The sequence below is a fragment of the Parapedobacter indicus genome, assembly GCF_900113765.1.
In the GTDB taxonomy this organism is placed as follows: Bacteria; Bacteroidota; Bacteroidia; order Sphingobacteriales; family Sphingobacteriaceae; genus Parapedobacter; species Parapedobacter indicus.
The window spans coordinates 153,514-177,570 of sequence record NZ_FOQO01000004.1 but is presented as its reverse complement, the minus strand read 5'-3'; the positions used below and the strand labels follow the sequence as shown (position 1 = coordinate 177,570).

26 protein-coding genes are annotated in these 24,057 nt (G+C 48.9%); 20 read left to right on the top strand and 6 right to left on the bottom strand.

Annotation, left to right across the window (positions count from 1 at the left end):
- The first annotated feature begins 10 nt into the window (after positions 1 to 10).
- The 8 genes from BMZ56_RS09835 to BMZ56_RS09800 all read left to right on the top strand — a co-directional run bounded on the left by BMZ56_RS09835 (position 11) and on the right by BMZ56_RS09800 (position 11,113).
- Positions 11 to 2,230 carry a GH32 C-terminal domain-containing protein gene (locus tag BMZ56_RS09835; RefSeq protein ID WP_177195113.1) on the top strand — a complete coding sequence of 740 codons (2,220 nt, stop codon included), beginning with the start codon at positions 11 to 13 and terminating at the stop codon, positions 2,228 to 2,230.
- A 57-nt stretch (positions 2,231 to 2,287) separates the two neighbouring features.
- Positions 2,288 to 3,616 (top strand): sedoheptulokinase, encoded by a 1,329-nt coding sequence (locus tag BMZ56_RS09830; protein ID WP_090626416.1) that lies wholly within the window; start codon positions 2,288 to 2,290, stop codon positions 3,614 to 3,616.
- Positions 3,617 to 3,652: 36 nt separating this feature from the next.
- Positions 3,653 to 5,023, top strand: coding sequence for a sugar porter family MFS transporter (locus BMZ56_RS09825; RefSeq protein ID WP_090626415.1), 1,371 nt, complete (start codon positions 3,653 to 3,655; stop codon positions 5,021 to 5,023).
- Between the two features lie 184 nt (positions 5,024 to 5,207).
- A complete protein-coding gene (locus BMZ56_RS09820) occupies positions 5,208 to 6,320 on the top strand; it encodes an ATP-binding protein (protein ID WP_245893154.1) in 1,113 nt (370 codons plus the stop codon).
- 36 nt (positions 6,321 to 6,356) lie between these two features.
- Positions 6,357 to 6,893, top strand: coding sequence for a Crp/Fnr family transcriptional regulator (locus BMZ56_RS09815; RefSeq protein ID WP_090626413.1), 537 nt, complete (start codon positions 6,357 to 6,359; stop codon positions 6,891 to 6,893).
- Between the two features lie 55 nt (positions 6,894 to 6,948).
- Positions 6,949 to 7,497, top strand: a complete 549-nt coding sequence (locus BMZ56_RS09810; protein WP_177195112.1) for a DinB family protein — start codon at positions 6,949 to 6,951, stop codon at positions 7,495 to 7,497.
- Between the two features lie 257 nt (positions 7,498 to 7,754).
- Entirely contained in the window at positions 7,755 to 10,526 is a 2,772-nt protein-coding gene (locus tag BMZ56_RS09805; protein WP_090626412.1) for a GH116 family glycosyl hydrolase, read from the top strand.
- A gap of 2 nt (positions 10,527 to 10,528) precedes the next feature.
- Positions 10,529 to 11,113: an RbsD/FucU domain-containing protein gene (locus tag BMZ56_RS09800; protein ID WP_143072898.1), complete on the top strand. Its 585-nt coding sequence runs from the start codon at positions 10,529 to 10,531 to the stop codon at positions 11,111 to 11,113.
- Here the strand turns inward: BMZ56_RS09800 and BMZ56_RS25850 are convergent.
- A complete protein-coding gene (locus tag BMZ56_RS25850) occupies positions 11,096 to 11,725 on the bottom strand; it encodes a class Ib ribonucleoside-diphosphate reductase assembly flavoprotein NrdI (RefSeq protein WP_218146532.1) in 630 nt (209 codons plus the stop codon). The two genes, BMZ56_RS09800 and BMZ56_RS25850, sit on opposite strands and share 18 nt — an antisense overlap.
- A gap of 277 nt (positions 11,726 to 12,002) precedes the next feature.
- Here BMZ56_RS25850 and BMZ56_RS09785 point away from each other — a divergent pair, with 277 nt between their 5' ends.
- The 5 genes from BMZ56_RS09785 to BMZ56_RS09765 all read left to right on the top strand — a co-directional run bounded on the left by BMZ56_RS09785 (position 12,003) and on the right by BMZ56_RS09765 (position 14,730).
- Complete coding sequence (locus tag BMZ56_RS09785; protein ID WP_090626410.1) at positions 12,003 to 12,296, top strand: hypothetical protein; 294 nt, start codon at positions 12,003 to 12,005, stop codon at positions 12,294 to 12,296.
- Complete coding sequence (locus tag BMZ56_RS09780; RefSeq protein WP_090626409.1) at positions 12,296 to 12,667, top strand: hypothetical protein; 372 nt, start codon at positions 12,296 to 12,298, stop codon at positions 12,665 to 12,667. The genes BMZ56_RS09785 and BMZ56_RS09780 overlap by 1 nt, the downstream gene beginning before the upstream one ends.
- Positions 12,667 to 13,809, top strand: coding sequence for a glutathionylspermidine synthase family protein (locus BMZ56_RS09775; RefSeq protein ID WP_090626408.1), 1,143 nt, complete (start codon positions 12,667 to 12,669; stop codon positions 13,807 to 13,809). Before BMZ56_RS09780 ends, BMZ56_RS09775 begins: the two co-directional genes overlap by 1 nt.
- Before the next feature lie 72 nt (positions 13,810 to 13,881).
- Entirely contained in the window at positions 13,882 to 14,235 is a 354-nt protein-coding gene (locus BMZ56_RS09770) for a DUF6152 family protein (RefSeq protein ID WP_090626407.1), read from the top strand.
- A gap of 18 nt (positions 14,236 to 14,253) precedes the next feature.
- Positions 14,254 to 14,730, top strand: a complete 477-nt coding sequence (locus BMZ56_RS09765; RefSeq protein ID WP_090626642.1) for a DUF6644 family protein — start codon at positions 14,254 to 14,256, stop codon at positions 14,728 to 14,730.
- 241 nt (positions 14,731 to 14,971) lie between these two features.
- On the opposite strand, the gene BMZ56_RS09760 is transcribed toward BMZ56_RS09765, so the two are convergent.
- Positions 14,972 to 15,235 (bottom strand): hypothetical protein, encoded by a 264-nt coding sequence (locus BMZ56_RS09760; RefSeq protein WP_143072897.1) that lies wholly within the window; start codon positions 15,233 to 15,235, stop codon positions 14,972 to 14,974.
- Between the two features lie 73 nt (positions 15,236 to 15,308).
- A complete protein-coding gene (locus tag BMZ56_RS09755) occupies positions 15,309 to 15,752 on the bottom strand; it encodes a DUF6932 family protein (protein WP_090626405.1) in 444 nt (147 codons plus the stop codon).
- 233 nt (positions 15,753 to 15,985) lie between these two features.
- Between BMZ56_RS09755 and BMZ56_RS09750 the strand changes: the two genes are divergently transcribed.
- From BMZ56_RS09750 to BMZ56_RS09725, 6 genes are all read left to right on the top strand, one after another.
- Positions 15,986 to 16,807, top strand: a complete 822-nt coding sequence (locus tag BMZ56_RS09750) for a helix-turn-helix domain-containing protein (RefSeq protein ID WP_090626404.1) — start codon at positions 15,986 to 15,988, stop codon at positions 16,805 to 16,807.
- Positions 16,808 to 16,881: 74 nt separating this feature from the next.
- Complete coding sequence (locus BMZ56_RS09745) at positions 16,882 to 17,463, top strand: DapH/DapD/GlmU-related protein (protein WP_305728238.1); 582 nt, start codon at positions 16,882 to 16,884, stop codon at positions 17,461 to 17,463.
- 10 nt (positions 17,464 to 17,473) lie between these two features.
- Positions 17,474 to 18,532: an alpha/beta hydrolase gene (locus BMZ56_RS09740; RefSeq protein ID WP_090626403.1), complete on the top strand. Its 1,059-nt coding sequence runs from the start codon at positions 17,474 to 17,476 to the stop codon at positions 18,530 to 18,532.
- 78 nt (positions 18,533 to 18,610) lie between these two features.
- Positions 18,611 to 19,036 carry a hypothetical protein gene (locus BMZ56_RS09735; RefSeq protein ID WP_090626402.1) on the top strand — a complete coding sequence of 142 codons (426 nt, stop codon included), beginning with the start codon at positions 18,611 to 18,613 and terminating at the stop codon, positions 19,034 to 19,036.
- A 94-nt stretch (positions 19,037 to 19,130) separates the two neighbouring features.
- Positions 19,131 to 19,748, top strand: a complete 618-nt coding sequence (locus BMZ56_RS09730; protein ID WP_090626401.1) for a hypothetical protein — start codon at positions 19,131 to 19,133, stop codon at positions 19,746 to 19,748.
- A 16-nt stretch (positions 19,749 to 19,764) separates the two neighbouring features.
- Positions 19,765 to 20,391 carry a porin family protein gene (locus tag BMZ56_RS09725; RefSeq protein ID WP_177195111.1) on the top strand — a complete coding sequence of 209 codons (627 nt, stop codon included), beginning with the start codon at positions 19,765 to 19,767 and terminating at the stop codon, positions 20,389 to 20,391.
- A gap of 19 nt (positions 20,392 to 20,410) precedes the next feature.
- Here the strand turns inward: BMZ56_RS09725 and BMZ56_RS09720 are convergent, their stop codons facing one another.
- The 3 genes from BMZ56_RS09720 to BMZ56_RS09710 form a co-directional block, all read right to left on the bottom strand.
- The gene (locus BMZ56_RS09720) at positions 20,411 to 20,920 is read right to left on the bottom strand and encodes a pyridoxamine 5'-phosphate oxidase family protein (RefSeq protein ID WP_090626399.1); all 510 of its coding nucleotides are present in this window, start codon (positions 20,918 to 20,920) and stop codon (positions 20,411 to 20,413) included.
- 59 nt (positions 20,921 to 20,979) lie between these two features.
- Positions 20,980 to 21,234, bottom strand: coding sequence for a hypothetical protein (locus BMZ56_RS09715; RefSeq protein WP_090626398.1), 255 nt, complete (start codon positions 21,232 to 21,234; stop codon positions 20,980 to 20,982).
- 157 nt (positions 21,235 to 21,391) lie between these two features.
- Entirely contained in the window at positions 21,392 to 22,303 is a 912-nt protein-coding gene (locus BMZ56_RS09710; protein ID WP_090626397.1) for a DUF6528 family protein, read from the bottom strand.
- A gap of 256 nt (positions 22,304 to 22,559) precedes the next feature.
- Here BMZ56_RS09710 and BMZ56_RS09705 point away from each other — a divergent pair, with 256 nt between their 5' ends.
- Positions 22,560 to 24,050 carry a TPM domain-containing protein gene (locus BMZ56_RS09705; RefSeq protein WP_090626396.1) on the top strand — a complete coding sequence of 497 codons (1,491 nt, stop codon included), beginning with the start codon at positions 22,560 to 22,562 and terminating at the stop codon, positions 24,048 to 24,050.
- The last annotated feature ends 7 nt before the right edge of the window (positions 24,051 to 24,057 follow it).

Below are 24,057 nucleotides of genomic sequence, written 5' to 3'. Positions count from 1 at the left end.
GGATAGCGATATGAGAAAAATAGTTGCGTGCAGCCTTGCCCTGGTGTTGTTGGTTAGCGCTACTGATCCGAGCCGACCTATCTTTGAAGATGCGGTAGCGGTATGGTCGTTTGCCGACTTAGCAGACCAAGCCGGTGTGAACAGCGGTTTACGAGCGCACGGAAACGTATCGCTAGTCGATTTGGAAGGAAATGAAGCCGTGATGTCCAAAAAACGGGGGGGAGAAGGCAGGGCCGCGCGCTTCAGCAGCACATCGTGGTTGGATGCCGGGCAAGGGGTGAATGATGAGTTAAATCTGAGTGGCAAGCTCATCACGCTATATGCCCGCGTACAGGCAAATGCGGTTACCGATTATGCCCCCGTCCTGACCAAGTCGGGCAATGACCAGAATTTAGCATATAGCATCGCGTTTAATCGTATCGGCGAAGCTGTGTATATCGAAGCAAAGATAGGTAGCGATGAAATTGCCGGAGCTCACCTGTTGCGTTATGAAGTGCCAGCCGCCGAACTGAACGCTTGGCACGATGTCGTTTTCCGTTTCAATGGTGAACGATCGGAACTTTACATTAATGGTCAATTGCGCGACGACGAGGTAACCGTGGGCCAGATCCGGGATTGGAACCGGCGGCCCTTACTTATTGGGGCTCAGTATAAAAAAGCATATGGATATGCAGATGTCACTCAGGAGGATGTCGAAGCGACCTTCGAAGGACTTATCGATATTGTCGCGTTGTGGAACAAATCCCTGCCTGATGACCGAATTATGGAATTGTCGCAAGTGAGCGAACTAGCGGATGGGCGACCAACATATTACACCGAGAAATATCGGCCGCAGTTTCATTTCACTGCTAAAAAGAACTGGTTGAACGATCCCAATGGACTCGTTTATTACGATGGCGTGTACCACCTGTTTTTTCAGTATATGCCCCCGCATCGTCCAGGGGCTTACAAAGACTGGGGCCATGCCATCAGCAAGGATTTGGTGCATTGGGAGCAGGTGCCCAGCCACATCACGCCGCATAAAGTGTGGTCCGGCTGCTGGTCGGGCTCGGCTGTTGTCGATGTAAATAATGTCGCGGGTTTCCAGACCGGAGAGGAAAAAACCATCATCGCATTCATTACCAATGGTGGTAATCCAGGCGACGGTCTGGGCCCATTGTGTACACAGTGCATCGCTTACAGTACAGACGGCGGCCAGACATTTACCTACTATGACCAGAACCCGATCTTGACGCACATCAAGCACGCCAACCGCGACCCTAAAGTGGTTTGGGACGAAAAGTCCCAAAAATGGATCATGTCCCTGTTTATGGATGAGGGTTATGAGTTTGGATTATTTGGTTCGAACAATCTAAAAGAGTGGAAGCATTTAAGCTCGTTTGCAATCGATGGCGTACGCGAGTGCCCCGGATTCGAACCGTTGCCACTGGATGGTGATCCGAACAATAGAAAGTGGCTGTTCTTTGGTGCAAACGGCGATTATGTGATCGGCAGTTTCGACGGTACGAACTTTACACCCGAAACCGAGGTATTACGTGGTGACTACGGTGTCAATTATTATGCGGCGATGACTTGGAGCGATATGCCAGATGATCGGTGTGTCAGTATCGCGTGGATGCCCACGCAGCGGTACCCCGGGATGCCTTTTGAACAGCAAATGACTTTTCCCACGGAAGTTACATTGCGCACGACAGCCGATGGTGTGAAGGCATTCCGCCTTCCGGTTGGAGATATTAAAAATCTGTACGATCAGACCTATTCCTGGGAGAATCAGACGATTGAGAAAGAGCATCAATGGGAGGTATTGGATGGCGATCAGTACGATATGGAATTCGATCTGGATGTAAGTCAATCTTCGTCTTTTGAGTTGATTTTGAGCGATGTAACGCTATCGTACGATACGAAAACGCAGTCCATTGCTTGTAGTGGGCCTGCCATGCGCAACGGGATAATCCCGGAAGATTGGGTAGCCCAAACCGCTGGGGAAGTGAACGACAGAAACAACCTCGGAGCGGCTCCATTGAAGCCCAAAGACGGAAAGATAAACCTACGTATTCTATTGGATCGTAATTCTATAGAAGTGTTTGGCAACGGTGGAGAAGTGGTTATCTCTTCGTGCTTTATGCCTGATGAACAGCACGATACCTATGGAGTCCGGACAGCAGGCAAACTCCGCCTGATCAAAGCAGACGTGCATTCATTAAAATCAATGTGGGAGGTGGCAAATTGATTTTTTGATTTGCAATATCCTTGTTTTTACGTAAGATAGCGAACAGAAATAGCGTTTATGTACTTTGTTGGAATAGATATCGGTACCAGCTCCATCAGCGGTGTTGCTTATACGGCAGAAAGCCGCGAAATAGAATCCGTAACCATACCCAATGACGCCGGGATTCCCTCAACCAAACGTTGGGAACGTGCGCAAAATCCCATGCGTATTCTGGAAATTGTGCGCACGATGATCGATGATTTTTCGGTCCGCTACACGGCCATCCAGGGCATCGGGATTACGGGGCAGATGCATGGGATGCTGTATGTAAATCGGGAAGGCGATGCGATCAGTCCACTTTATACCTGGCAGGATGGCCGTGCGAATTTGCGCTATAAAACGGGTATGACGTATTCCGCGTTTCTTTCCGAATCAACGGGCCACGCGGTGCCCGCCGGTTTTGGGCTAGCCACTCATTTTTACAACTGCCGCAATGGCCTGGTACCCGACGGGATTGGGAAAATCTGTACCATCATGGATTTTGTGGTCATGAAACTGGTTGGCCAGCAGGTACCCGTTACCGATTATTCCAATGGTGCGGGCCTTGGCTTGTTTGATGTGGAGCGGTTGAATTTCGACCACGCCGGGCTCGCCAAGGTCGGTATCGACAGTGGGCTGCTTCCGGAACTCGCCGAATCGACCGTTTCCCGTGGGCACTACCGTGATATACCGGTTTATATGGCGGTTGGCGACAATCAAGCGGCATTTTTGGGGTCCGTGAGCCAGTTGAAGCAATCCATCCACGTAACCGTGGGCACCAGCAGCCAAGTCTCCGTCTTTTCGGATAAATACATGAAAATACCGGGCGTAGAGACCCGCCCGTTTCCGGGTGGCGGATACATGCTGGTCGGGGCCGCACTGTGTGGTGGCCAGGCTTTTGCCATGTTGCGGACGTTTTTTGAGGAGACGGTAGCGAAATTCAGCGCATCGCCAACCGAAGGGATTGATTTTTATCAGATCATGACATCCGTTGCCTACAAGGATGATTCATTTGATCTGCCCATCGTAGAGACGCTTTTTGACGGTACGCGCTCCGCGCCGGACAAGCGGGGGCATATCGAAAATATCTCCACGCACAACTTTACGCCCGACAACCTAATTATCGGGCTTCTGAAAGGCATTTGTCGCGAACTCTACCAATTCTACCAAGCGCTTCCGGAAGAGGTACGCAGTGCCAAGTCGGTACTCGTAGGCTCGGGCAATGCGCTCAAACGGAATCCCGTGTTGTGCCGCGCTTTTGAAGAGCAGTTTAAAACCGCCCTTATTTTTTCACCGTATGACGAAGAAGCCGCATTCGGAGCTTGCCTGAATGCCATAGCTGGCTCCGCTTCGACATTCGTTAATTAAAACACGTTATTCGATTTTATCCAATTAATACCAATTATGAAAATTCCCCGGATTGTATTGTTTATCGCTATGGTAGCGGCCATCGGTGGCTTGCTATTTGGATTTGACACTGGTGTGATCTCCGGTGCGCTGCCGTTCTTACAGGAACATTGGACACTCTCCGACAGCCAGTTGGAATGGCTGACCACGTCGGTATTGGTCGGCGCTATCATCGGCGCGATTGCGAGCGGTGGCATCACGGAGGTATTGGGAAGAAAGAAAATGATCATCGTGAATGCCATCATTTTCTTCGGCGCGTCGTTGGGATGTGCGTATGCTTCCAGCATTACCGAATTGATTATCATGCGGGTGGTCATTGGTATTGCCATCGGCATTACCTCCTATGTCGTGCCGATGTATATTGCCGAAATCTCGCCGAAGAAATACCGGGGCGGATTGGTGACGCTCAATCAGCTCATGATAACCATTGGCATTTTAGCCTCTTACATTACCGACTATTGGCTGTCTAACGACCAGGATCTTGAATCCTGGCGGGCCATGTTTATGGTGGGGATATATCCCGCCATTGCCTTGCTTATCGGGATGTTTTTCCTTCCCGAATCGCCCCGATGGCTGATTTCCAAAAATAAGCTGGAAAAAGGTCGCGCCATTCTGGAGCAAATCGAAAGTAAGGATCAAGCCCAGCAAATTATACAAGACGTGCAATACGACCTAACGGTGTCGCGGAACAACTCGGGTGTGAAGGAGCTGTTTAAACCATGGCTCCGGATACCGCTATCCATCACCGTGATGATTTTCTTTTTCCAACAGTTTTCCGGTGTGAATACGATTATTTACTATTCGCCCACTATTTTCAAAATGGCAGGCATCGTGAGCAATACGGCTTCCATCATACCGGCTATCATCATCGGTGCGGCCAACGTGGCGGCATGTGCTTTTTCTGTCATTATGCTCGACCGATGGGGCAGGCGTAAACTTTTTCTGATCGGTATCAGCGGCATGATACCGTCATTGGCGGTACTGGGTGTAAGCTTCCATTTCGGTGAGCAGCTGGGTGATATGCTGCCTTATTATGCTGCAGGAAGCATCATTGCGTTTATCATCTTCATCGCCATCAGCCTAGCGCCACTCGGCTGGTTATTAATTTCCGAAATCTTCCCACTCCGCACCAGAAGCTTGGGCATGAGCGTGGGCTCGCTGGCCCATTGGGGATTTAACGCCATTGTTGCCTTTACATTCTTAAAACTGGTTAATACGCTCGGTGTGGCTTATACCTTTTGGAGCTACGCGCTTATTTGTGTCCTTGGCCTATTGTGGGGCTACTTTTACATCCCGGAAACCAAAGGAAAGTCGTTAGAAGAAATAGAGGACCATTGGCGGCAAGGCAAATCGGCGCGGTCGTTGTAATAGGTGAAAATGCCCTTGTTCCGTTACAATCTACACTTGGCATATAGACTCCATTTGGTTTTACTCAATATATTGAGTAATTTTACTCATTGTATTGAGTAAAATTTTAATCATGTTTGAAAGGCCTTATTTACAAGTTCTTAAGTCTCGGATTAGCGAGCCTAGAAATTTTATCCAGGTGGTAATGGGGCCTCGACAAGTGGGAAAAACTACACTTGTGACCCAATTGACGGCCGGCTATCAGCATGCTTTCCATTTCGTTACGGCCGACGCGATATCGGCAGCGGGGACCGTTTGGTTGGAGCAACAATGGGAAACAGCAAGGCTGATAATGAAGCAACAGCAAGCTTCCGAATTTTTGCTCGTAATCGACGAAATCCAAAAGATTGCAAATTGGAGCGAAACGGTCAAATTGTTGTGGGATACCGATACCCGTGAGGGGCGCACGTTGAAAGTTATCCTATTAGGTTCTTCCCGGCTTTTGTTGCAGCAAGGGCTTACGGAATCGTTGGCCGGTAGATTTGAGACATCCTATTTGGGGCATTGGTCTTTTAGCGAAATGCGCGACGCGTTTGGGTGGGATGTGGCAACATATGTATGGTTTGGGGGATATCCGGGAGCTGCAACGCTTAAAGGCGATGAAGACCGTTGGAAAAGGTATGTACACGATTCGTTGATTGAGACGAGTATTTCGCGCGATATCCTAATGCTGACGCGTGTAGACAAACCGGCATTGATGAGGCGGTTATTTGAGATGGGGTGTGTCTATTCGGGAAAGATAATGGCCTATTCCAAAATGCTGGGCCAGCTCGTAGATGCCGGTAATACGACGACGTTAGCGCATTACCTGGATTTGCTGAACACGGCAGGTTTACTCGGCGGTTTGGAAAAGTATGACCCCAAATTAATCCGTAAACGCTCATCCAGTCCGAAATTCCAGGTACACAATACGGCGTTGATCAGCGCGCAGCGGGATGAGCAGTTTTCAGAAATCCGCCAAAAGCCGGATGAATGGGGACATATGGTGGAATCTGCCGTTGGCGCGCATTTAATCAATAGCGCTTATACCGGAGGATATCACATTCACTATTGGCGGGAAGGGGGACATGAAGTCGACTTTGTATTGGAACGGCGGGGCAAGGTGGTGGGACTGGAAGTGAAGAGCGGAAAAACGCACACCGGTGTTGGCATGCCTGCATTCCGCAAAGCTGTGGAGCCGGATAAAGTGTTGTTGATCGGGGCATCGGGGATTCCTTGGGAAACGTTTCTGGCGATGGATCCACTTGAGCTGTTTTGACGGAATATTAGGGCAGAAAAAACGAACGCGTGATCGATGAATGCCGTAAGTGAATTGTACAATCGGATTGAAAACCTCCATTTGTGGGAAAAGTCCATCGTCGTAGAGCGAAATCAATACCTCGCTGAATACGGTATGGTTGAGAAGAAGCTCTACTACGTGGTGTCGGGCAGCTTGAAAGTCTGTATGCTTGATGGGGAGGAAGAGCACATTGTGAGGTTTGGATACCAAGGTGACTTTATCACGTCGTTGGACAGTTTTATTAGCGGAAAACCGTCCGACTTTTACATTCAGGCCATCAAACGGACCGAGGTGAAAGTTATTTCCAAAGCGGCTTATCTGTCGTTCGTTGAGCTGAATCCGGCTAACAGACAATTGTGGCAGGATATGCTGGAACAATTGGTGCTTCAGCAACTGGAACGCGAGAAGGACATGCTCACCAGTTCACCGAAAGACCGGTACCAGCGTGTATTGAAACGAAGCCCGCAATTGTTTCAGCAAATTCCGCATAAACACATCGCATCGTATTTGCGGATGGCCCCCGAAACGTTGTCCCGCCTCAAAAAATCTTGACTTGAATCAATGATTATCTGTCGAAAATAGGACAGCTTTGCTTCTAAAATCGTGTATGATAAATGTGGAAGAGTTATTGACCGAATTGACCGGCCTCACACGGCAGCACATCCAGACGGTACAATCATTTAAGCAATTGCCGCAGGAGATACTGAACCGGAAGCCCGTCGCTGGTGGCTGGAGTATATTGGAATGTATGGAACATCTAAATCGGTATGGGGATTTTTACATTCCGGAAATTGAATTTCGCATCCAGAATTCAAAACATCGGCCATCGGCTGTTTTCAAGCCCGGGCTTTTGGGAGATTATTTTGCGAAAAGCATGTTGCCCAAAGAGCGGCTAAACAAAATGAAGACCTTTAAATCGATGGATCCAGCGGATAGCACACTGGACCCATCGGTGTTGGATAAATTCATCCATCAGCAGGAACAGATACTCCAACTCCTCGAAGCTTCCAGACAAACCAACTTGACCCGGGTCAAAACATCGATCTCGATATCAAAATGGATAAAATTGCGCCTTGGGGATACACTCAGGGTAGTGATTTACCATAACCTGCGGCATGTCGTGCAAGGACAAAAGTTGGTTCCGCAAAACATATGACGCTGGATGGCGTTTGTGACTACAGCGTAATACGGGTTAAAGCTATCCGCAGGCTAAGATAATTTACAGTTTGGCTAATTAGGCTGAACGATTAGGCCTGGCATATCGCGATATTAGTAAGCTGTAACCAATAGGAACGACAACCCGTGGTAAACCAAAATGTGCATGCATCCGGAAAAATCGGCTGTCCCAAAATCCAAATTGGTAATACCACAGTGGGAATGGCTCCTAGGGGCATCCCTTTATAAACCATACAAATGAAAGCGAATCAGAACGGACCTGTACATAACAGAAGAACCTTTTTAAAAACAACCGGAGTATTGTCTGCTTCGCTGATGGCATTGAAATTTCCCGCATGGGGAAAAAGTGTGTTTGCTGCGTTCTACCCGAAGCACAATATCCCCGAAACCAAAAACCTTGATCCCGATTGGATCAAGTCGATCATGGCCCCCGGTAACCCGGTGCGCTATACCAAAAGCCGGAATGAGCTGCGCTTTATCGGTATGCCAGTTGGTGGCTTTCATGCCGGCACACTCTACCTGAGTGGCGACGGACGGCTTTGGCTTTGGCAGCTGTATAACGAGACGATAGAAGGAACCCACGAGGGCATCGATCCAAAAACCGTGCAATGGAACGATGGAGTGACGTTGAGAAGCATCCGCCCGCGGGATGGATCGGCCTATGTCGATCCGGCTATCGCTGAGAACCGCCGTGTGCTGGAACAGGGATTTGCGGTGCGCATCCGATATGGTAATAAGACCGTAGTAAGAACGTTGGATGCTGACAGTTGGGATGAAGTGATCTTTGAATCGGCCTACCCGACTGCGAAGGTTCATTATCACAGTGCCGATGTGCCGGTCGATGTCGTTCTCACTGCCTATGCACCGTTTATTCCGTTGGATGCCGATGCGTCTTCCTTGCCCACTACCATTCTTCGCCTCCAGATCGATAACCGTACAGGGCAGGAGATTCAAGTAGCTGTATTGGGCTGGCTGGAAAATGGTGTCAACAAGTTGTCGAGCAATGTACGGCCTGGCAACCACGGTACGTATGAACGCCAGGAGGCGCTGGGAAAAGGTAATTTACGGAACGAGGCGGTGACACTGGCCGGAAACTGCGCGCTGAACTATACCTGCACTCCAGCAGATGAAACCTTGCGGCTGGCAACGGACGCGGGCAGCATGTACCTGATGTCGCATACATCCGGTGCGCGCCCCCTGGCTAGCATCCGGCCATGGCCGATCAGTGCAGCGCTTTTTGACAATCGGGTAAACGAACTGGCGGAGCAGGAGACGCCTTCGGTGTTGGTGGGTGGCATCGTCACGGAGGGGGTAGCCTCAGCGGAGGGGCAATTCAAAGCGGATTTTTCGATTGGTTGGCATTTCAATAATCCGCATCCGAAACTGAAGAAAATGGTTCCCGATGCGAATGACGGATATTACTATGCGAATCGCTTCTCGGACGCGCGTGCCGTGGGGCTGTACGTAGCCGAAAACTTCGAACGGCTGACCGGGTTGACCGAACGCTGGCGGGATACGTGGATCGACTCGACATTGCCACGATGGTTTTTGGATCGTGCCGTATTGAACATCGGTACGCTGGCAACGGCCAATACCTACCGGTTTGCGTCGGGCCGTTTCTGGGGCTGGGAAGGGGTAGGGGCGTGTGCCGGTACTTGTACCCATGTGTGGCAATATGCACAGGCTGTTGCACGGTTGTTTCCGGTACTTGAGCGCGACTTGCGTGAGCGGGTCGACCTGGGAGTTGCTTTCCGCGCGGATGGCGCGGTCATCTTCCGTGCAGAAAATGAGACGAGGCCGGCCATTGACGGACAGGCGGCTATCATCCTACGATGCTACCGCGAACATCAGACCAGTGCCAACGAGGCCTTTCTGCGGCGCAACTGGCCGAATATCCGGAAGGCAATGGAGTTTATTTTTGCGCAGGACCGAAACGGCGACGGCATGACCGATACGCCCATGGAAAATACACTGGATGCCGTTTGGGAAGGCGAGATCGCCTGGATTGTCGGCCTGTGCATCGCTGCCGCCCGCGCGGGTCAGGCCATGGCCGAAGAGGTGGGCGATACGGGGTTTGCTGCCCGTTGTGCAACGTATGTGACGGATGGACGAAAGAACATGGAAATGCAGCTTTTCAATGGCGAGTACTTTATCCACCGGCCGGATGCGGTGAGTGGCCGCACGAAGCTGGGTTCGTACAATACCTGCCATATCGACCAAGTATACGGGCAGGCGTGGACATTTCAGGTGGGGCTACCGCGGGTGCTGGACAGGGAACAGACGTTATCTGCGCTGCGTGCACTATGGAAATATAACTTCACTACCGACGTGGGTCCGTACATCAAGACGCACGTGGGGGGCAGGCCTTACGCCATCGCAGGCGATGGGGGAATGGTGATGAATACCAATCCGCACAACGAGGAGCAGCCGTATGGGGATAACGTAACCTGGCAGATGGGATACTTCCACGAGTGCATGAGCGGCTTTGAACACCAAGTGGCCGCGCACATGATGGGAGAGGGGATGGTCGAAGAGAGCATGGTGTTGACACGGATGATCCATGACCGCTATCATGCGGCGCAACGCAACCCCTTCAACGAAATCGAATGCAGCGATCACTATGCACGGGCCATGGCGAGCTATGGAACGTTTATCAATGCCTGTGGCTTTGTATACCATGGACCAAAAGGATATCTGGCATTTGCACCTAAAATACAACAGCGGGAATTTAAGGCGGCGTTTACAGCAGCCGAAGGTTGGGGCAGTTATCACCGGCAACCTTCAACTGGCGGTGAACAGCATATGCTGGCGCTACGGTACGGCCGTCTTAGGCTTTCCCAGCTCAGGTTGGCATCGGCCCAGGAATCGTTTACGCGACATGTCATCGTTACCTGTAATGATCGTGTGGTCGACGCCCGGACCACTGTTGTGGAAAACGACCTATTGGTGACATTTGAGCCGGAACTTTTACTGGAAGAGCATGATACATTAACAATTAAAAGGAGTTAACCATGGTACGTTTTTTTATAAGAATGCTCCTGATTGGGGCGCTCGGTGCGGGTGCTTGTCGCCAACACTCGCACACTTCACACGTGGCGGAAGTTCATGGCGGCCACGTAAGCTGGGAAAAGGAGCTCTCCGATCAGTTGCCGCTATTCGGGCACCGCAACTGGATTTTAGTGGTCGACAAGGCTTTTCCATTGCAAGCAGCAGCAGGTATGACCTATGTAAACAGTAAAGGGAATCTGCCGGAAGTGCTCTCGCTGGTGCTGGATTCCATTAATGCGACTACTCATGTAAGACCCGTCCTGTACCGGGATGCAGAAATGACCATGATTGACGAAACGCTGGTGCCAGGCATCGGATCCTTCAAACAGCATATCAATGCGATACTACAGGGCCAGGCAGTACAGGAATTGGCACATGAAGACATATTCGGAAAGATGGATGAGGCGGCGGCGCTGTTTCAGGTGTTGGTAATTAAAACGGAAACAAAAATTCCCTATTCATCGATCTTCATCGAACTGGATTGTGCATACTGGGATGCGGAACGCGAACAGCAATTGCGTAAAACCGAGCTACGGCATGCCGAATAATTGGCCGATCTGTTCAATGATTTCGGGCTTGTATCCCACCATCCGGAGAATTTCATCCTCTCCTTTGAAAACCAAAACAGTAGGCACGGATCGTACGCGATACTGTGCCGCCATATCGGGATGATCAAATGGATTGACGTCTCTGTAAGGGATATTATAGCGGTCTAAAGCATCGGCTACGGCTGCGCAGGTGGGGCAGCTGTCGGTACGGAATTTCAGGATGCGCAGGTTAGTTTCCATGGTTTCGGGTTCATTATTGATATAATCGACGAAGGTTTGTATTTCCGTGGGAGTGCCAGACAGTTCGAATTTGAGATTGATGGGTATGCCGTATTGCTGGTGTATGTGGTCTACGGCAGCCGCGAAATCACGCCCCCAATTCCGGTTGCCGCTTCCCGAGATCGATAGTATTTTGCGGTGATGGTGTATAAGGAAATTTTCAACCATAGGGGGAACAGCTCCCATGGGATCGGTATAGGTAACTAAGTGGGCGTGCTGAAAGGGGATGATCTCGGGGATTTCGCAGGTACTAAGGCGCAGCACAGAAAGCTCGACAGCCTTTTTTACAAAGCGTCTGACATTTCCGGTCCTGCTGGCAAATACGATGAGCATAATATGTCTTGTAGTAACCCCCGTTTTGCCGATTTGTTTAGAGGCAGTACGCTATCTTAATTGCTTGAAAACGATTTACTCCTGAGCATGATATGGATTGCCCCGTTGGTGCTTTGAGAAATGAGTTGTTTAGTTGCCTACTAAACGTCCATTTTTTGTCGTTTATGGCATGTCCAGTGTTCCTCATTGGTACGGTGTAGCTGAGGCAACTGTGATGCCGATTATTAGATGCTGTGAATGCCGGTCATTTTGATTATTTTTGCAAGGTAAGCAACATATGAAGTATTTACTAGCCATATTGGGTTTCGTGACGATCGCTTCCTGTCAGAACAGACAAGGGGAGCAGGCATTAACGAAACTTGACAAAAAATTGGCCCGCGAAGTGACCTTAAAAACGGTGACACAGGGCGATTCCGTACTGCACATCACCACCCAACATATTTGGTACCAGGGCGAGCAGATTGCGTCAGAGAGTGATACCATCAAGACCGCCGTGCAACCCAACACGTGGGACCGTGCCGATTCATCGGCCACCTTGAGCCAGGTGCCGATTTATGTAACCATACAGTAATGAGAAAAACAACCGCAAAAAGCATCCAATTGGTATTGATTACATCGGTATTGGCTTCCTGTGCACAGCACGATGGGCAACAAGAAGCCAAAAGCGGGCAGCGTGTATTTATGCGCGCGGATTCCACGGCAGCCTATACCGAGGTCACCAATAACTACGCCCAGGGGCAGTCCGGAATGGGAATGGGCAACGCGTTCCTTTGGTATATGGCGTTTAGACACTTGGGTGGTGGCTTTGGGTATGCTAATAACAGTTTGCACCCGCAGTCTGTGGCGGGAACGAATGCCGCCAAAGCCGCTGCCTTCCAAGCACAGCGCGGCGGATTCGGCCGCACAGCAGCTTCGGCACCTCGGTCGTCTTACGGTTCCTGATGCAGATCAAAAAGGTACGTATCGATCCGCAGTGGCAATCTCGTTTGGAATCCATCGGGTATGGATATCATACCACAGATGGTATCCCATACTGGATCGACGATTATTACTATGAAATAAACAATCGGGAAGCAGACCTGATTTACAAGGCCACCAATGAGCTGTGGCAGCGGTGTCTGGATGCCGTGGAATACATCATCAAAAACAGGCTGTACGCCCATTTTCACATCCCTCCCTTCGTGATTCCGCACATCGAGCGTAGCTGGGAGCAAGACGACCCCGCAATATATGGGCGATTCGATTTTGCATACGATGCAGACCGTGGCGAGTTGAAGATGCTAGAGTTCAATGCCGATACACCGACTTCTCTCTTTGAAACCGGAATCGTGCAATGGTATTGGAAAAATCATTATTTCCCGGAACTCACCGACCAATTCAACAGCGTCCACGAGCAGTTGATCCAAAGCTGGACTGCTCTCAAACCCTATTTAAAAGGAAGCACATTGCATTTTTCGTGCGCTAAAGAATCCCTCGAAGACCTCACCAATGTCGAATACCTCCGGGATACCGCGCTTCAGGCTGGCATCCAGACCAAGCTCATCTACATCGACGATATCGGTTGGACCGGCAACGGCTTTGTCGACCTGGAAGATAGGCCCATCCGGTCAATTTTCAAGTTGTATCCCTGGGAATGGCTGGTACGTGAAGCGTTTGGCATGCATATCACAAATGATCCCAACCGGGCCCAGTGGATCGAGCCGTCGTGGAAAATGTTGCTGTCCAATAAAGCGATACTGCCTGTACTTTGGGAATTATTTCCGAATCACCCTTACCTGCTGGCTTCTTATTTTAATAGACCGGCGCATTTGAAGCATTTTGTAAAGAAGCCCATCCTGGCGCGCGAAGGGGCCAATGTCGCCATGTATTATGATGGCCAGATGATTTACCATACCGAAGGCGAATACGGGGAAGAAGGCTACATCTATCAAGAGCTGGCCAAGCTACATCGGGAAGAGACCGGCTTTTCCATTATCGGTAGCTGGATTATCGGCCAGGAATCCTGCGGGATATCCTTCCGCGAGTCGGATATGCCGATCACGACCGACAAAAGCCGTTTCATACCGCATATTATTCGGCATTGACGTATACTACATAGTGAGATGGGGTAAAAACATAAACGCTTGCCGATTGTTTATATCGAAAACCCCAAGGCTATGGCTTACGTAAAAAACATTTCGCTGGCAGTCGTATTTCTGCTTTGCATGTCGTTTACCTATTTCCACCACGGATGGGCCAATTACGACCAGAAGAAAGTATTGGATTTCAAAACCACCATTGAGCAATCCGTCTATGAAAATCCGCATGCGCTTGCTGAGGTAAAATATAAGGGGGAAACATGGACAGTCTACCTGGCACCGGCCAGCCGCATGACAGCCAGAGGATTATCCGCGGATATGATTAAAGCAGGAACGGCCGTACGGATTGTTGCCTATCCGCATAAAACGAAGAAGACCGAGATGCGTGCGGAACGCATATTCGTAGACGGTGAGAAATACGAATTGCGGTAATTGCCGTATACCAAGCCGATGACCGACTTCCTCGACTGGCTGGAAAACACACCATGGGCTGATGAGATCCGCCAGTCGCTATGGTTATATCCCGCATTGGAGATTGTACACATCGTGGGGATAGTGGTTCTCGTTGGCGCGGCGTTCATGTTCGATTTGCGGCTATTGGGTGTTTCCAAAAGCATGTCACTATCAGGGTTGTCCAGCTATTTGCTGCCGTGGTCGGCAAGGGGATTGTTGCTGATCATCCCTTCTGGTATTCTACTATTCATCACCAATGCCCAAGCGCTGGGTAACGATCCGACCTTTTTGTTAAAGTTGGGGCTATTGGGCATTGCGGCATTGAACGTGCTGGTATTCCACCGGTTTATGGGCAAGCGGCACGTTACCCGTGCAGGCCATGCGGCAGTCCCTGCTGCGGCAAAGGTATCCGCTATGGTTTCCATTGGGGTCTGGATTGCTGTCATTGCCTGTGGCCGATTGCTGGCTTATTGATCGCTTTGGTAGTATGTACAGATGGATTGATACACCTTCTGCGGGTTCTGCTAATTCATATTCCGGAATTCGTTCGGTGTATACGTTTTCTGTCAAATTCCAGTAAAGGCTCGTAAATACTCCCTGGTTTTCCTCCATGGTGCCGGGCAGTCGAAAAAGACGTGGGAAACAACACCGGATGGAAGGGAGGGTTTTCAGAAATTTGATTGAAGCGGATAGCCTTAATCAGAATGCGGTAGGCTTAAATCGCTTCTGCCAAACGTTTGATATCCCCATCAAGTGCGTCAGGTTGACTGGCTGATGGATAAAATTTCGATATAATCTTCTGAACCAAGGAAAAACTTTGGGGAGACTGGATTTCAGGAGAGACCAGTTCATCAATCAACTGCCCCATTAACTTCGTTTTTCTCGCTTCGTATTGGTCAATCAGCAATGAGTCCTGTGCGGTTCCCTTATGTAGCAGAATCATTGCATCCACCTTCCTGATGTCCTCAATAAGATCCATTAATCTGTATAGCTGCCCACCTTTCATCGCTATCCGTATTAAAATAAAACCTCCAGAAAACCTTTTGGATATTTTATCCCATTCCTATTTCTTCTTGTTTTATCGAAAACATCCATCCAATAAGCCCTGTCGCCAATATACAGTGGATAATTGGCATGATCCGTGGATATTCCAAGACGATATACCCATCAATGCCAAAAATACTCAAAGAATTTGGATATTTAAAATCCTTTAGGTCCTTGTTATGACGCTTAGCCGTGTCATAGTCAATAAATGTTACAAGATCAAAATCACGGGGTTCCGGCTTTTTTGTCGCGAATGATCCATCAATCCATTGCAGCAACCTAACGTTTCCTAACCCCGATTTTAGTTGTTCAGAATAGGAGATATACTTTTGGAAAAGCTCCTCTCGATTGCCAGATTTTAGGTTTTGTACAAACGCTTGTTCTATTGTTTCCAGATCGACCTGCATGTTTAAATTTGGAACGAGATGCCCTTTGGAATTGAAGATAATCATTTTTTGGTATAGCTGTCAAGGTTAATTGCTAACAAATATAGCGAAATATATTGAAGATTCCAGTATTTAAATTCGAAATGTTGAAATTTAGCCTCCTATATGGGGTGGCTAGGTCGATTGCTGATGCCATCTTATGAGCCGCTCAGCAACGTAAAATGAGCCGCACAACAATGGTAACGTTTGATCGAATGACTACCTTTGTGAGGCGTTAATTTAGCTGACAGAACGTTATCATGGAACAAACGGATAAATTACGAACCACAAACTATTCAGGTATATTTCTTTCGTGCTTTTCCGATTATAGTGAAAAATGTGTTCACGCAACTCCTGAACATGTACTGCTCTATCTATATTCCGGCGAACAGGTCATTGAGGACAGGAATAGGAAAATAACCATACGCGCGGGCGAATGTGCATTCATTCGGCGGAATCACCGGCTGATGATGTATAAGAACAGCAAGGGTGAGGAATTATATAAAGGGATATCATTGACGTTCAACCGGAATGTCCTACGGGAATTTTATAAGAAGCTGGACAAGGTTGATTTGCCTGAAAGAGCGGCGCTTTCAGATAGGAATGTTTTTAAGATCGAGCCACGTGCGGACATCACTAGCTTGTTCCAATCGCTGACGCCCTATTTTGATGAAAACGTGAAACCAACTGACGGGGTGGCGCACCTGAAACTGCAGGAAGGGATCTATGCCTTGCTGAACTATTCAGCTATTTTCTTTCCCATCCTGTTTGATTTTACAGAACCATGGAAGATCGACATGTTGGGGTTCCTGAACGACAACTACATGGATGACCTGACCATGGAACAGATTGCCGCGTATACCGGGCGTAGCCTGGCGACGTTCAAACGGGACTTTAAGAAGATCAGCGGTCTAAGTCCGCAAAAATGGCTGATAAAAAGGCGCTTGGAAGCGGCCTATGTTAAGCTGAAAGAGGAACGCAAAAAGGTGCAGGAGGTCTATGTAGAGGTGGGGTTTAAAAACCCTTCGCATTTCTCCACGGCATTTAAAAAACAATACGGAATACCGCCTACGGAAGTATAAAATTGAGCTTTTCAGCAAAGCAATCTGAGCCGCACAGCAACGTCGCTGTGCGGCTTTCCTTTTAATTTTGTGCCATGAATAATAACCGAATGGAGAATGCTACGCTAGGTGTTTTTGAACGGCTGAGAAATGGCGAAACGATTCAGCCTAACGACCCGGAAGCCTATAAAATGCGGGAGGCCTCCTATGCTACGAAGGAATTGCTTATACGGATGAATAACACCTCTGATCCTGCGGAAATCAGAGACCTATTGGGCCGGATTACCGAATCGGAAATCGATGAGCGCACCACGGTCTTTACCCCCTTATATATCAACTACGGTAAAAACACCCGGATCGGCAGGAACGTATTTATCAACTTCGACTGCACCTTCCTTGATCTGGGAGGCATTACCATCGAAGACAACGTGCTGATCGCGCCGAAAGTGAGTTTGCTGTCTGAAGGGCATCCCGTATCGCCGGAAAACCGACAATCACTTGTTCCGGGACCTATTTACATCAAGAGGAACGCCTGGATTGGAGCCCATGCAACGATTCTTCCGGGAGTAACTGTCGGTGAAAACGCGGTGGTAGCCGCAGGGGCGGTTGTTTCCAGAGACGTTCCCGATAACACCGTTGTGGGCGGTATTCCGGCAAAAATTATCAAAACAATTTAATACAGAAACAATGAAAGAACGATCCATTTTAGCAGGTATGTCACTGCTGTTTTTAGGACCATCCTATGCACAACATACGGAAAATCAAGATGCAGAAAACATGAATAATACAGCGAAAACAGCACATTACACATTTGAATTAAGTGATCAGGTTACCCGTAAAAAAGTAACCTTCAAAAACCGCTACGGCATTACGCTGACGGGCGATTTGTATGGCCCGAAAAATTACCACAACCAACCGCTGCCCGCGCTGGCAATCAGCGGACCCTTTGGAGCGGTAAAAGAACAATCATCGGGACTGTATGCGAATCAAATGGCAGCGCGGGGCTTTATGGCACTGGCATTCGACCCATCGTATACAGGCGAGAGTGGGGGCGAGCCACGTAACGTGGCATCACCTGATATCAACACCGAGGATTTCAGTGCTGCTGTTGATTTCCTTGGCCTACAAGAAAATGTGAACAGAAACCGGATCGGTATCATTGGAATTTGTGGCTTCGGGGGATTTGCCCTGAACGCTACGGCGATCGACAAACGGGTGAAAGCCGTGGCAACGACGAGTATGTATGATATGTCGAGGGTAATGGCGAACGGGTATAATGACGCTACGACATTGGAGCAACGCACGCAACTATTAACACAATTGGGCGAGCAACGCTGGAAAGATGCAGAAGCGGGAACATTCCAACCCGGACCGCGGTTAAATGCGGAGAAACTGGAAGGTACCGAGCCGCAATTTGTAAAGGATTATTTTGACTATTACCGGACACCAAGGGGCTTTCATGACCGTTCGTTGAATTCTACAGGTTCTTGGAATGCCACCAATGCGTTGTCCTTTATGAATATGCCGTTGCTGACTTATATCAAAGAGATTGCTCCAAGACCGGTCTTAATCATCGCGGGAGAAAACGCGCACTCCCGCTATTTCAGCGAAGACGCATTTGAAAGGGCTTCCGAGCCGAAGGAGTTATTCATCATTCCCGATGCCGTCCACGTGGATTTGTACGACAAGGTGGACGTCATTCCGTTTGATAAACTGGAATCATTTTTTCAGGAACAGTTGAAATAGAAGCAAAGTTAAACAGTAAGTAGGCCATAAATTGTAGCGAAGAAAAGCAGGAATTCGTCTCCTGATGAAACGAATGTTATGAAAAGTATCGCATACATACTGTTGACCTTTATAGCGGCGGCGCTATCGTGCGACAAAACCGAATCAACGCGGGATTGTGGATCGGTGGCTTGTACGGAGGTATTTATGTCGGTCGGCGTAAAGGTGACCGACACGGAAGGGAATCCGGTCGCATTGGATCGCATCCAGATCACCCGTTTGCCAGACAATGAAGATTTTACCCGGGAATATGACGACGAAACGTGGGACATATTCACCCAACAAGGATCGTACCCCATTGCTGATGATTCGGATGGCAATCGGTTGCCACTCCATACCGATATCAAGCTGAATTTCCGGGGATATATCGGAAGCCGTGAAGTGGTCAATGCCGATTACGTCGTTGCCTTTGACTGTTGCCACATCAGTCTGGTATCCGGGAATACCGAACTCGTGGTCGAATAGAGAAAGCATTTCGGGAAGGGAACCGTTATTGTCAACGATACAACTCGTGTAGCAATCTCGATTCCTATCACGTTAGTTAAATAAAGACTAAGTTATGAATGGGAAATTTACCTTATTATTCCTCCTGATCGCAACGGCTTTTCCGGCCTGCGAAAAAGCGGATTTAGCGTATGAAGACGAGTTTAACCGGAGCTATGAAACGTGGCTCGACTTCAAGGCATCCAGCGACGACAGTTATCGATACGTCGTAACGGGTGCATCCTGGGCAGGGTCGGCTTGGGAAACCACGATTACCGTCGAAAAGGGCATGGTGACCAAACGCGATTTCCTATATACCCGCTTCAACGACGTATGGATGCCAGAAAGCGGATGGACGTTAACAGAGGTAGATGAAATACTCGTAGCGTTTGAAAAGATGGCTCATGAACTCAGCGAGCAGGAGAAAATATCCATTCTTGACGACTTGCAATGGTCCGAAACGGAAGAAGAGCTGGATGCGGAGGCGCATGCGAGTTCGCCCGCGGGCGCCCCGATCACGTTGGACGACATTTATGACACAGCCCGCAATGTATGGTTGAAAAGCCGTTCAGACGCTAGTGTATCGTTCAAGGCAGACAACAACGGTATACTATCTTCCGCAGGATTTGTTCCGAAAAACTGCATGGATGATTGTTTTTCAGGTATTTATATCCGATCAATTGAAGCACTTTAACCGCAATACCTCAACGATGAAAAATATAATAGTTTCGGTTGTTTTTATGTTTGTTGTCTTGGCTGCTAATGCCCAGCAACGCAAGGAGAAAATCGGTTTTGGTATACAGGCCGGGTGGAGTATGTCCAGAATATCAGGCGATACGTTTGACGGTAAGGCAGGTTTCGTCGGAGGCGTGCACGCCAATTTTCCGGTGGTTGGCAACTTTTATGTGCAACCGGAGGCCAATTTTCAGCAATTAGGGGGCAAATATAAAAGTGACGCATTTGCAATTGGAGACATCCGTTACCGGGACGCCGAACTGAACATGAATTACCTGAGTGTGCCGGTACTGATAAAATACCGCCTCCAACCCATCGATTTGGACATCTTTGTCGGTCCGCAGGTGGCATTTAAACTAAGTGCGAAAAACAAAGTGGGCGAAGGGGAGACCTATGATGCGTACAATGTAAAGAACACCGACATAGCGGGGGTATATGGGCTGGAATATTGCCTACGGTTACCAGAAAGCCGAGTGGACCCGGTACTGAACGCCCGTTACCTAACTGGGTTTACGAATTTTGCCAATGGCGAAGATCCCAATATGCCCAATGAAAGCTACCGGAATAATGCGCTTGTTTTTATGCTGGGTATCCGATTTTAGATGAAAATTGGCGTCCGTTTCAGTCTAAGTCTAAATCGCCTTCACGGCCGATGTCCATCTGCTTGCCGGACACGGCGCTTACGGCTACTTTCAGAAAGGTGACCAATTTATTGGATTTATTGTCCCAATAATGAGCGTCCTTCGGCGTTACTTTCAGCACGCGGATATGCGGATCTTCCCGGCCTTGTTCGAACCAGGCAGCCACGATGTTGCTCCAGTATTTTTCAATGCGGGCGCTGTCTTGTGAGATTTCGCCTGTTCCATTAATGCTCAGGAAATTATAGTTGCTCACATCCGCATACAACAGACTTAATTTAGTGTTCCGTTGAAGGTTTTGATGCGTGTCACTTTCTGAAGAAAGCAAAAACCAAATATTGCCATGTTCGTCAACCTCCTGTCGGCTCATTGGGATGGCATGTGGGTAATCGCTTTCCGGAATGAAGGTGCACAGCATGCCGATATCGATTTTGTCGACTAGTTCCCTTAATTTTTCGATGGCCTCCTGGCGCTGTAAGTGTTCTGTGCTCATGATGTTGTTTTGATAGGACGATATTTACGTTTTAAACCCCGAGCAGTGCGTTTTGTTTGTCACTCCGAATGTTGGCTTTCTTCCCAATATTTTTCGTTGATGGCATCCCACGCCGCTATCATGATTACGTCGTCATGCTCGCCGGCTATCACCTGGCCGATCCACACACCCCCTAGATCGTCATAAAGCAATACGCTGTCTGGGTCCAAGCCTTCCGGCTCGGTGTCCGTCGGCGTAAACCTGAATCTGATCCCGGTAGGGAGATGAGTAACGATTCTTTCCAGTTCGTCTGTGTCGATTTTGAAATCTTTCATACGTCTTGTTTATTAATACGCTTATTAATAAACCTATGCCGCAACAGATTGTTTTAGGACGGGGCAGGATTCGGCCTTATGCCTTTGAGGGGAACGAAATCTACTAGCTCAAACAGCATGCTATCCGCACTGTGGACACGATTAAGAAGAGTTAACCTTACCGCACGACACGTACTTTATACGCCCGCATATCGGGTATTTCAATGCGAAAATCGGGATTTACCCCATACACATGGTGTGTCCACCAACTTTCCTCGGCAACGGTATATACGAGCGCCCCGGTTGTGGCGTCGTAGTTGGCCGACTTGATGTTTTCGTGGTCTTTCAGTGGTTCGAATAGCGTGAAAGTGCCGGTTTTCATATCTGCCAGCCATACGTGGTGATGAGTACTGACGAGCAGCTGTCCCGATGAGGTGGGCGACAATTCATGGCCGCCTCCGTCGGGCAAGGGGTAGGCGTGTACCTTTTCCAATCGTGGGTTGTTGGTGTGCCAGTCCTCCTGCCGGTATACGAGCAAACTGTCGAAACCCAGCGCAAAAAGTTCTTGTCGTTCGGCTACCCATACGGCTCCGTGTCCGGAATACAGTGTGTCTTTGTAAAGTACCTTTTCAGATTCACGCTCGTCGTAAAGCTCCAGACTGTTGCCTGCTGCATGCGTAGAATTGGCTACGGCGATGCGCCCCTTTGGAAGTAGATCGGCCGAATGGGCCATTGGTGTTTGGGCATAGAACAGTACCCGCTTAGTGGCTACATCCAGCAGCAATGTGGCGCCGGATGATGAAGTGATGAGCAGTTGGGTGTTATTCTGCACAGGCTTGCAATCATCCAGCGAACGGAGCATGCCGAAATATTCCTCGGGCAACTGGCCCTTGGCCTCGCTGGCCTGCCATGACCATACGAGCGTTGCGTCTCCGCTCCGTGCCGCTTCACCGTCGTAAATACGGATTTTGTCGTCGCCACAAACCACAAGGTCACCGGAACGAAAAGGGGACGCTTCGTTCGCAGCAATCAACAGCGGTGCTAGCGCGAGCAGCAAGAAACCAGTTATGATCGTGAATCGTATTTTCATTTTAGATAAACTATTGTATAGCAAACTTAGATAAATTCGCTTTTATATTCAATATAATCGCGTTGAATATAAAAGCGAATTATCGATCTCTCCGGCTGCCACTGAAAGACAACTTTTATAAGAGGAAATATAACGTTACAAAGTTAAATCGTAACTATCACCAGCATGTTAACGTAATGCTAAGTTAAGTAACCCGGGGTTTAGCTGCCCATAAGTTTGAGGTTAAATTTAACGACGTTTTCTATCTTTGGCGACGATGTTAATCCAACGAATAACGTTAACCGTATTAAATAGCTTGCTATGGTGCGTGGCAATGTGTGGAGTGGCCGTTGCTCAATACAGCATCGCAGAAATACCGAACCCGAAGCAGCAGGGACAGGATTTTTTCATTAGCAATCCCGATGGCATATTGAGTGGCTACGCAGTGGATTCGCTGAATGCATTGGCGCGCGAAATCGAAGGACACTCGACAGCGGAGGTAGCCATTGTGGCGGTAACAGATTTTGCCGGAGACGATGATTTTGAATTTGCGCTCAAACTTTTCCAAACTTGGGGAATCGGTAAAAAGGAAAATGACAATGGGTTGCTTTTATTTATTGCGACGGAACGCAGGGCATATCGGTTCATTACCGGCTACGGTATGGAAGCCGTGTTGCCTGACGCCTTGTTGAAGCGTGTGGGCGAGCAATATTTAGTGCCCGAATTCAGGCAGGGCAACTACGACGGGGGGATGCTGGCAACAGCATCGGCCCTCCGCGATATACTTTTAAACCCTGAAAGGGCGGAAGAATTGAAGGCGGAAATGCGCCAACAGTCGTTTTTTTACCGTTATCAGGATGTGGGAATCTATTCATTGGTAATCATCGTATTAACATTTGCGGTGATGAAATGGATCGGATATGTTGCAGAAAAAAAGATTGTAACGGATAAACGGCGCAAATCTGTCGGGCAGAATGGGCTAGCTGCAGTCGGTGGTTGCGGATGCATGGTGATGATCTTGTTTATCGGGGTATTTGCGCTATGGTTTACGGGGATGGATCCGAAGGCTATTTTTCAGGTGAAGTTAATCCCCTGGTACCTCGCCTTGGGTGGCAGCTTGGCGATCTCGATCAAATATTCCAAGGGGGAGGAATATATCCGAAAAGCCTACCGGGATGAGAAAAACCGCCTTTCCGCATTGACAAGCTACCACCGCTGGATGGTCGTTCCGCTTGTACTTTCGCCTTTGTCATTGATTGGCCTTTTTATATTTCTAGGACGTAGAAACGCGATGCGGATACGGTTTGTGCCGCCAGATGATTCGGGTAACTGGAAACGATTGGACCGCGACCAATTGAAGGCGAAAACCGACTTGTTGGACGAAGGGCAACTAAGCGAAGAAAAAAACCTGTCGCGTAGCTACCAGATATGGGAACATGCACTAACCGGCGAAATTAAGACAGTGGGGTGGGACGGATTACGAAAGAAAAACTTCTCCGAATGCCCCTCCTGCCACTATCGTACCTTGAAAAAGCCAGTTGTCAAAACCATCAAAGCGGCAACCTACAGCGCATCGGGTGAAGGCGAGCGCACAGCGGAATGTGCATTTTGTGACTACCGCGTTTCGCTGGGCACGGTCGTGATCCCAAAGAAAGTACGCAGTTCATCGTCATCTTCGGGTGGCGGTTCGTCCTCCGGTGGAAGCAGCAGTAGCGGCAGCTTCGGTGGCGGAAGCAGCGGCGGAGGTGGGGCCGGAGGCCGATGGTGAGGAAGCC

What these genes read in the sequence shown, in the direction of transcription:
- BMZ56_RS09825 (WP_090626415.1), top strand. Translation starts at nt 3,653, where the DNA reads ATGAAAATTCCCCGGATTGTATTGTTTATCGCTATGGTAGCGGCCATC.
- BMZ56_RS09785 (WP_090626410.1), top strand. Translation starts at nt 12,003, where the DNA reads ATGAAGTATTTACTAGCCATATTGGGTTTCGTGACGATCGCTTCCTGT.
- BMZ56_RS09725 (WP_177195111.1), top strand. Translation starts at nt 19,765, where the DNA reads ATGAAAAATATAATAGTTTCGGTTGTTTTTATGTTTGTTGTCTTGGCT.
- BMZ56_RS09735 (WP_090626402.1), top strand. Translation starts at nt 18,611, where the DNA reads ATGAAAAGTATCGCATACATACTGTTGACCTTTATAGCGGCGGCGCTA.
- BMZ56_RS09755 (WP_090626405.1), bottom strand. Translation starts at nt 15,752, where the DNA reads ATGATTATCTTCAATTCCAAAGGGCATCTCGTTCCAAATTTAAACATG.
- BMZ56_RS09730 (WP_090626401.1), top strand. Translation starts at nt 19,131, where the DNA reads ATGAATGGGAAATTTACCTTATTATTCCTCCTGATCGCAACGGCTTTT.
- BMZ56_RS09720 (WP_090626399.1), bottom strand. Translation starts at nt 20,920, where the DNA reads ATGAGCACAGAACACTTACAGCGCCAGGAGGCCATCGAAAAATTAAGG.
- BMZ56_RS09705 (WP_090626396.1), top strand. Translation starts at nt 22,560, where the DNA reads ATGTTAATCCAACGAATAACGTTAACCGTATTAAATAGCTTGCTATGG.
- BMZ56_RS09830 (WP_090626416.1), top strand. Translation starts at nt 2,288, where the DNA reads ATGTACTTTGTTGGAATAGATATCGGTACCAGCTCCATCAGCGGTGTT.
- BMZ56_RS09800 (WP_143072898.1), top strand. Translation starts at nt 10,529, where the DNA reads ATGGTACGTTTTTTTATAAGAATGCTCCTGATTGGGGCGCTCGGTGCG.
- BMZ56_RS09715 (WP_090626398.1), bottom strand. Translation starts at nt 21,234, where the DNA reads ATGAAAGATTTCAAAATCGACACAGACGAACTGGAAAGAATCGTTACT.
- BMZ56_RS09815 (WP_090626413.1), top strand. Translation starts at nt 6,357, where the DNA reads ATGAATGCCGTAAGTGAATTGTACAATCGGATTGAAAACCTCCATTTG.
- BMZ56_RS09775 (WP_090626408.1), top strand. Translation starts at nt 12,667, where the DNA reads ATGCAGATCAAAAAGGTACGTATCGATCCGCAGTGGCAATCTCGTTTG.
- BMZ56_RS09745 (WP_305728238.1), top strand. Translation starts at nt 16,882, where the DNA reads ATGAATAATAACCGAATGGAGAATGCTACGCTAGGTGTTTTTGAACGG.
- BMZ56_RS09765 (WP_090626642.1), top strand. Translation starts at nt 14,254, where the DNA reads ATGACCGACTTCCTCGACTGGCTGGAAAACACACCATGGGCTGATGAG.
- BMZ56_RS09770 (WP_090626407.1), top strand. Translation starts at nt 13,882, where the DNA reads ATGGCTTACGTAAAAAACATTTCGCTGGCAGTCGTATTTCTGCTTTGC.
- BMZ56_RS09835 (WP_177195113.1), top strand. Translation starts at nt 11, where the DNA reads ATGAGAAAAATAGTTGCGTGCAGCCTTGCCCTGGTGTTGTTGGTTAGC.
- BMZ56_RS09750 (WP_090626404.1), top strand. Translation starts at nt 15,986, where the DNA reads ATGGAACAAACGGATAAATTACGAACCACAAACTATTCAGGTATATTT.
- BMZ56_RS09740 (WP_090626403.1), top strand. Translation starts at nt 17,474, where the DNA reads ATGAAAGAACGATCCATTTTAGCAGGTATGTCACTGCTGTTTTTAGGA.
- BMZ56_RS09810 (WP_177195112.1), top strand. Translation starts at nt 6,949, where the DNA reads ATGATAAATGTGGAAGAGTTATTGACCGAATTGACCGGCCTCACACGG.
- BMZ56_RS09710 (WP_090626397.1), bottom strand. Translation starts at nt 22,303, where the DNA reads ATGAAAATACGATTCACGATCATAACTGGTTTCTTGCTGCTCGCGCTA.
- BMZ56_RS09780 (WP_090626409.1), top strand. Translation starts at nt 12,296, where the DNA reads ATGAGAAAAACAACCGCAAAAAGCATCCAATTGGTATTGATTACATCG.
- BMZ56_RS09760 (WP_143072897.1), bottom strand. Translation starts at nt 15,235, where the DNA reads ATGGATCTTATTGAGGACATCAGGAAGGTGGATGCAATGATTCTGCTA.
- BMZ56_RS09805 (WP_090626412.1), top strand. Translation starts at nt 7,755, where the DNA reads ATGAAAGCGAATCAGAACGGACCTGTACATAACAGAAGAACCTTTTTA.
- BMZ56_RS09820 (WP_245893154.1), top strand. Translation starts at nt 5,208, where the DNA reads ATGGGGCCTCGACAAGTGGGAAAAACTACACTTGTGACCCAATTGACG.
- BMZ56_RS25850 (WP_218146532.1), bottom strand. Translation starts at nt 11,725, where the DNA reads ATGCTCATCGTATTTGCCAGCAGGACCGGAAATGTCAGACGCTTTGTA.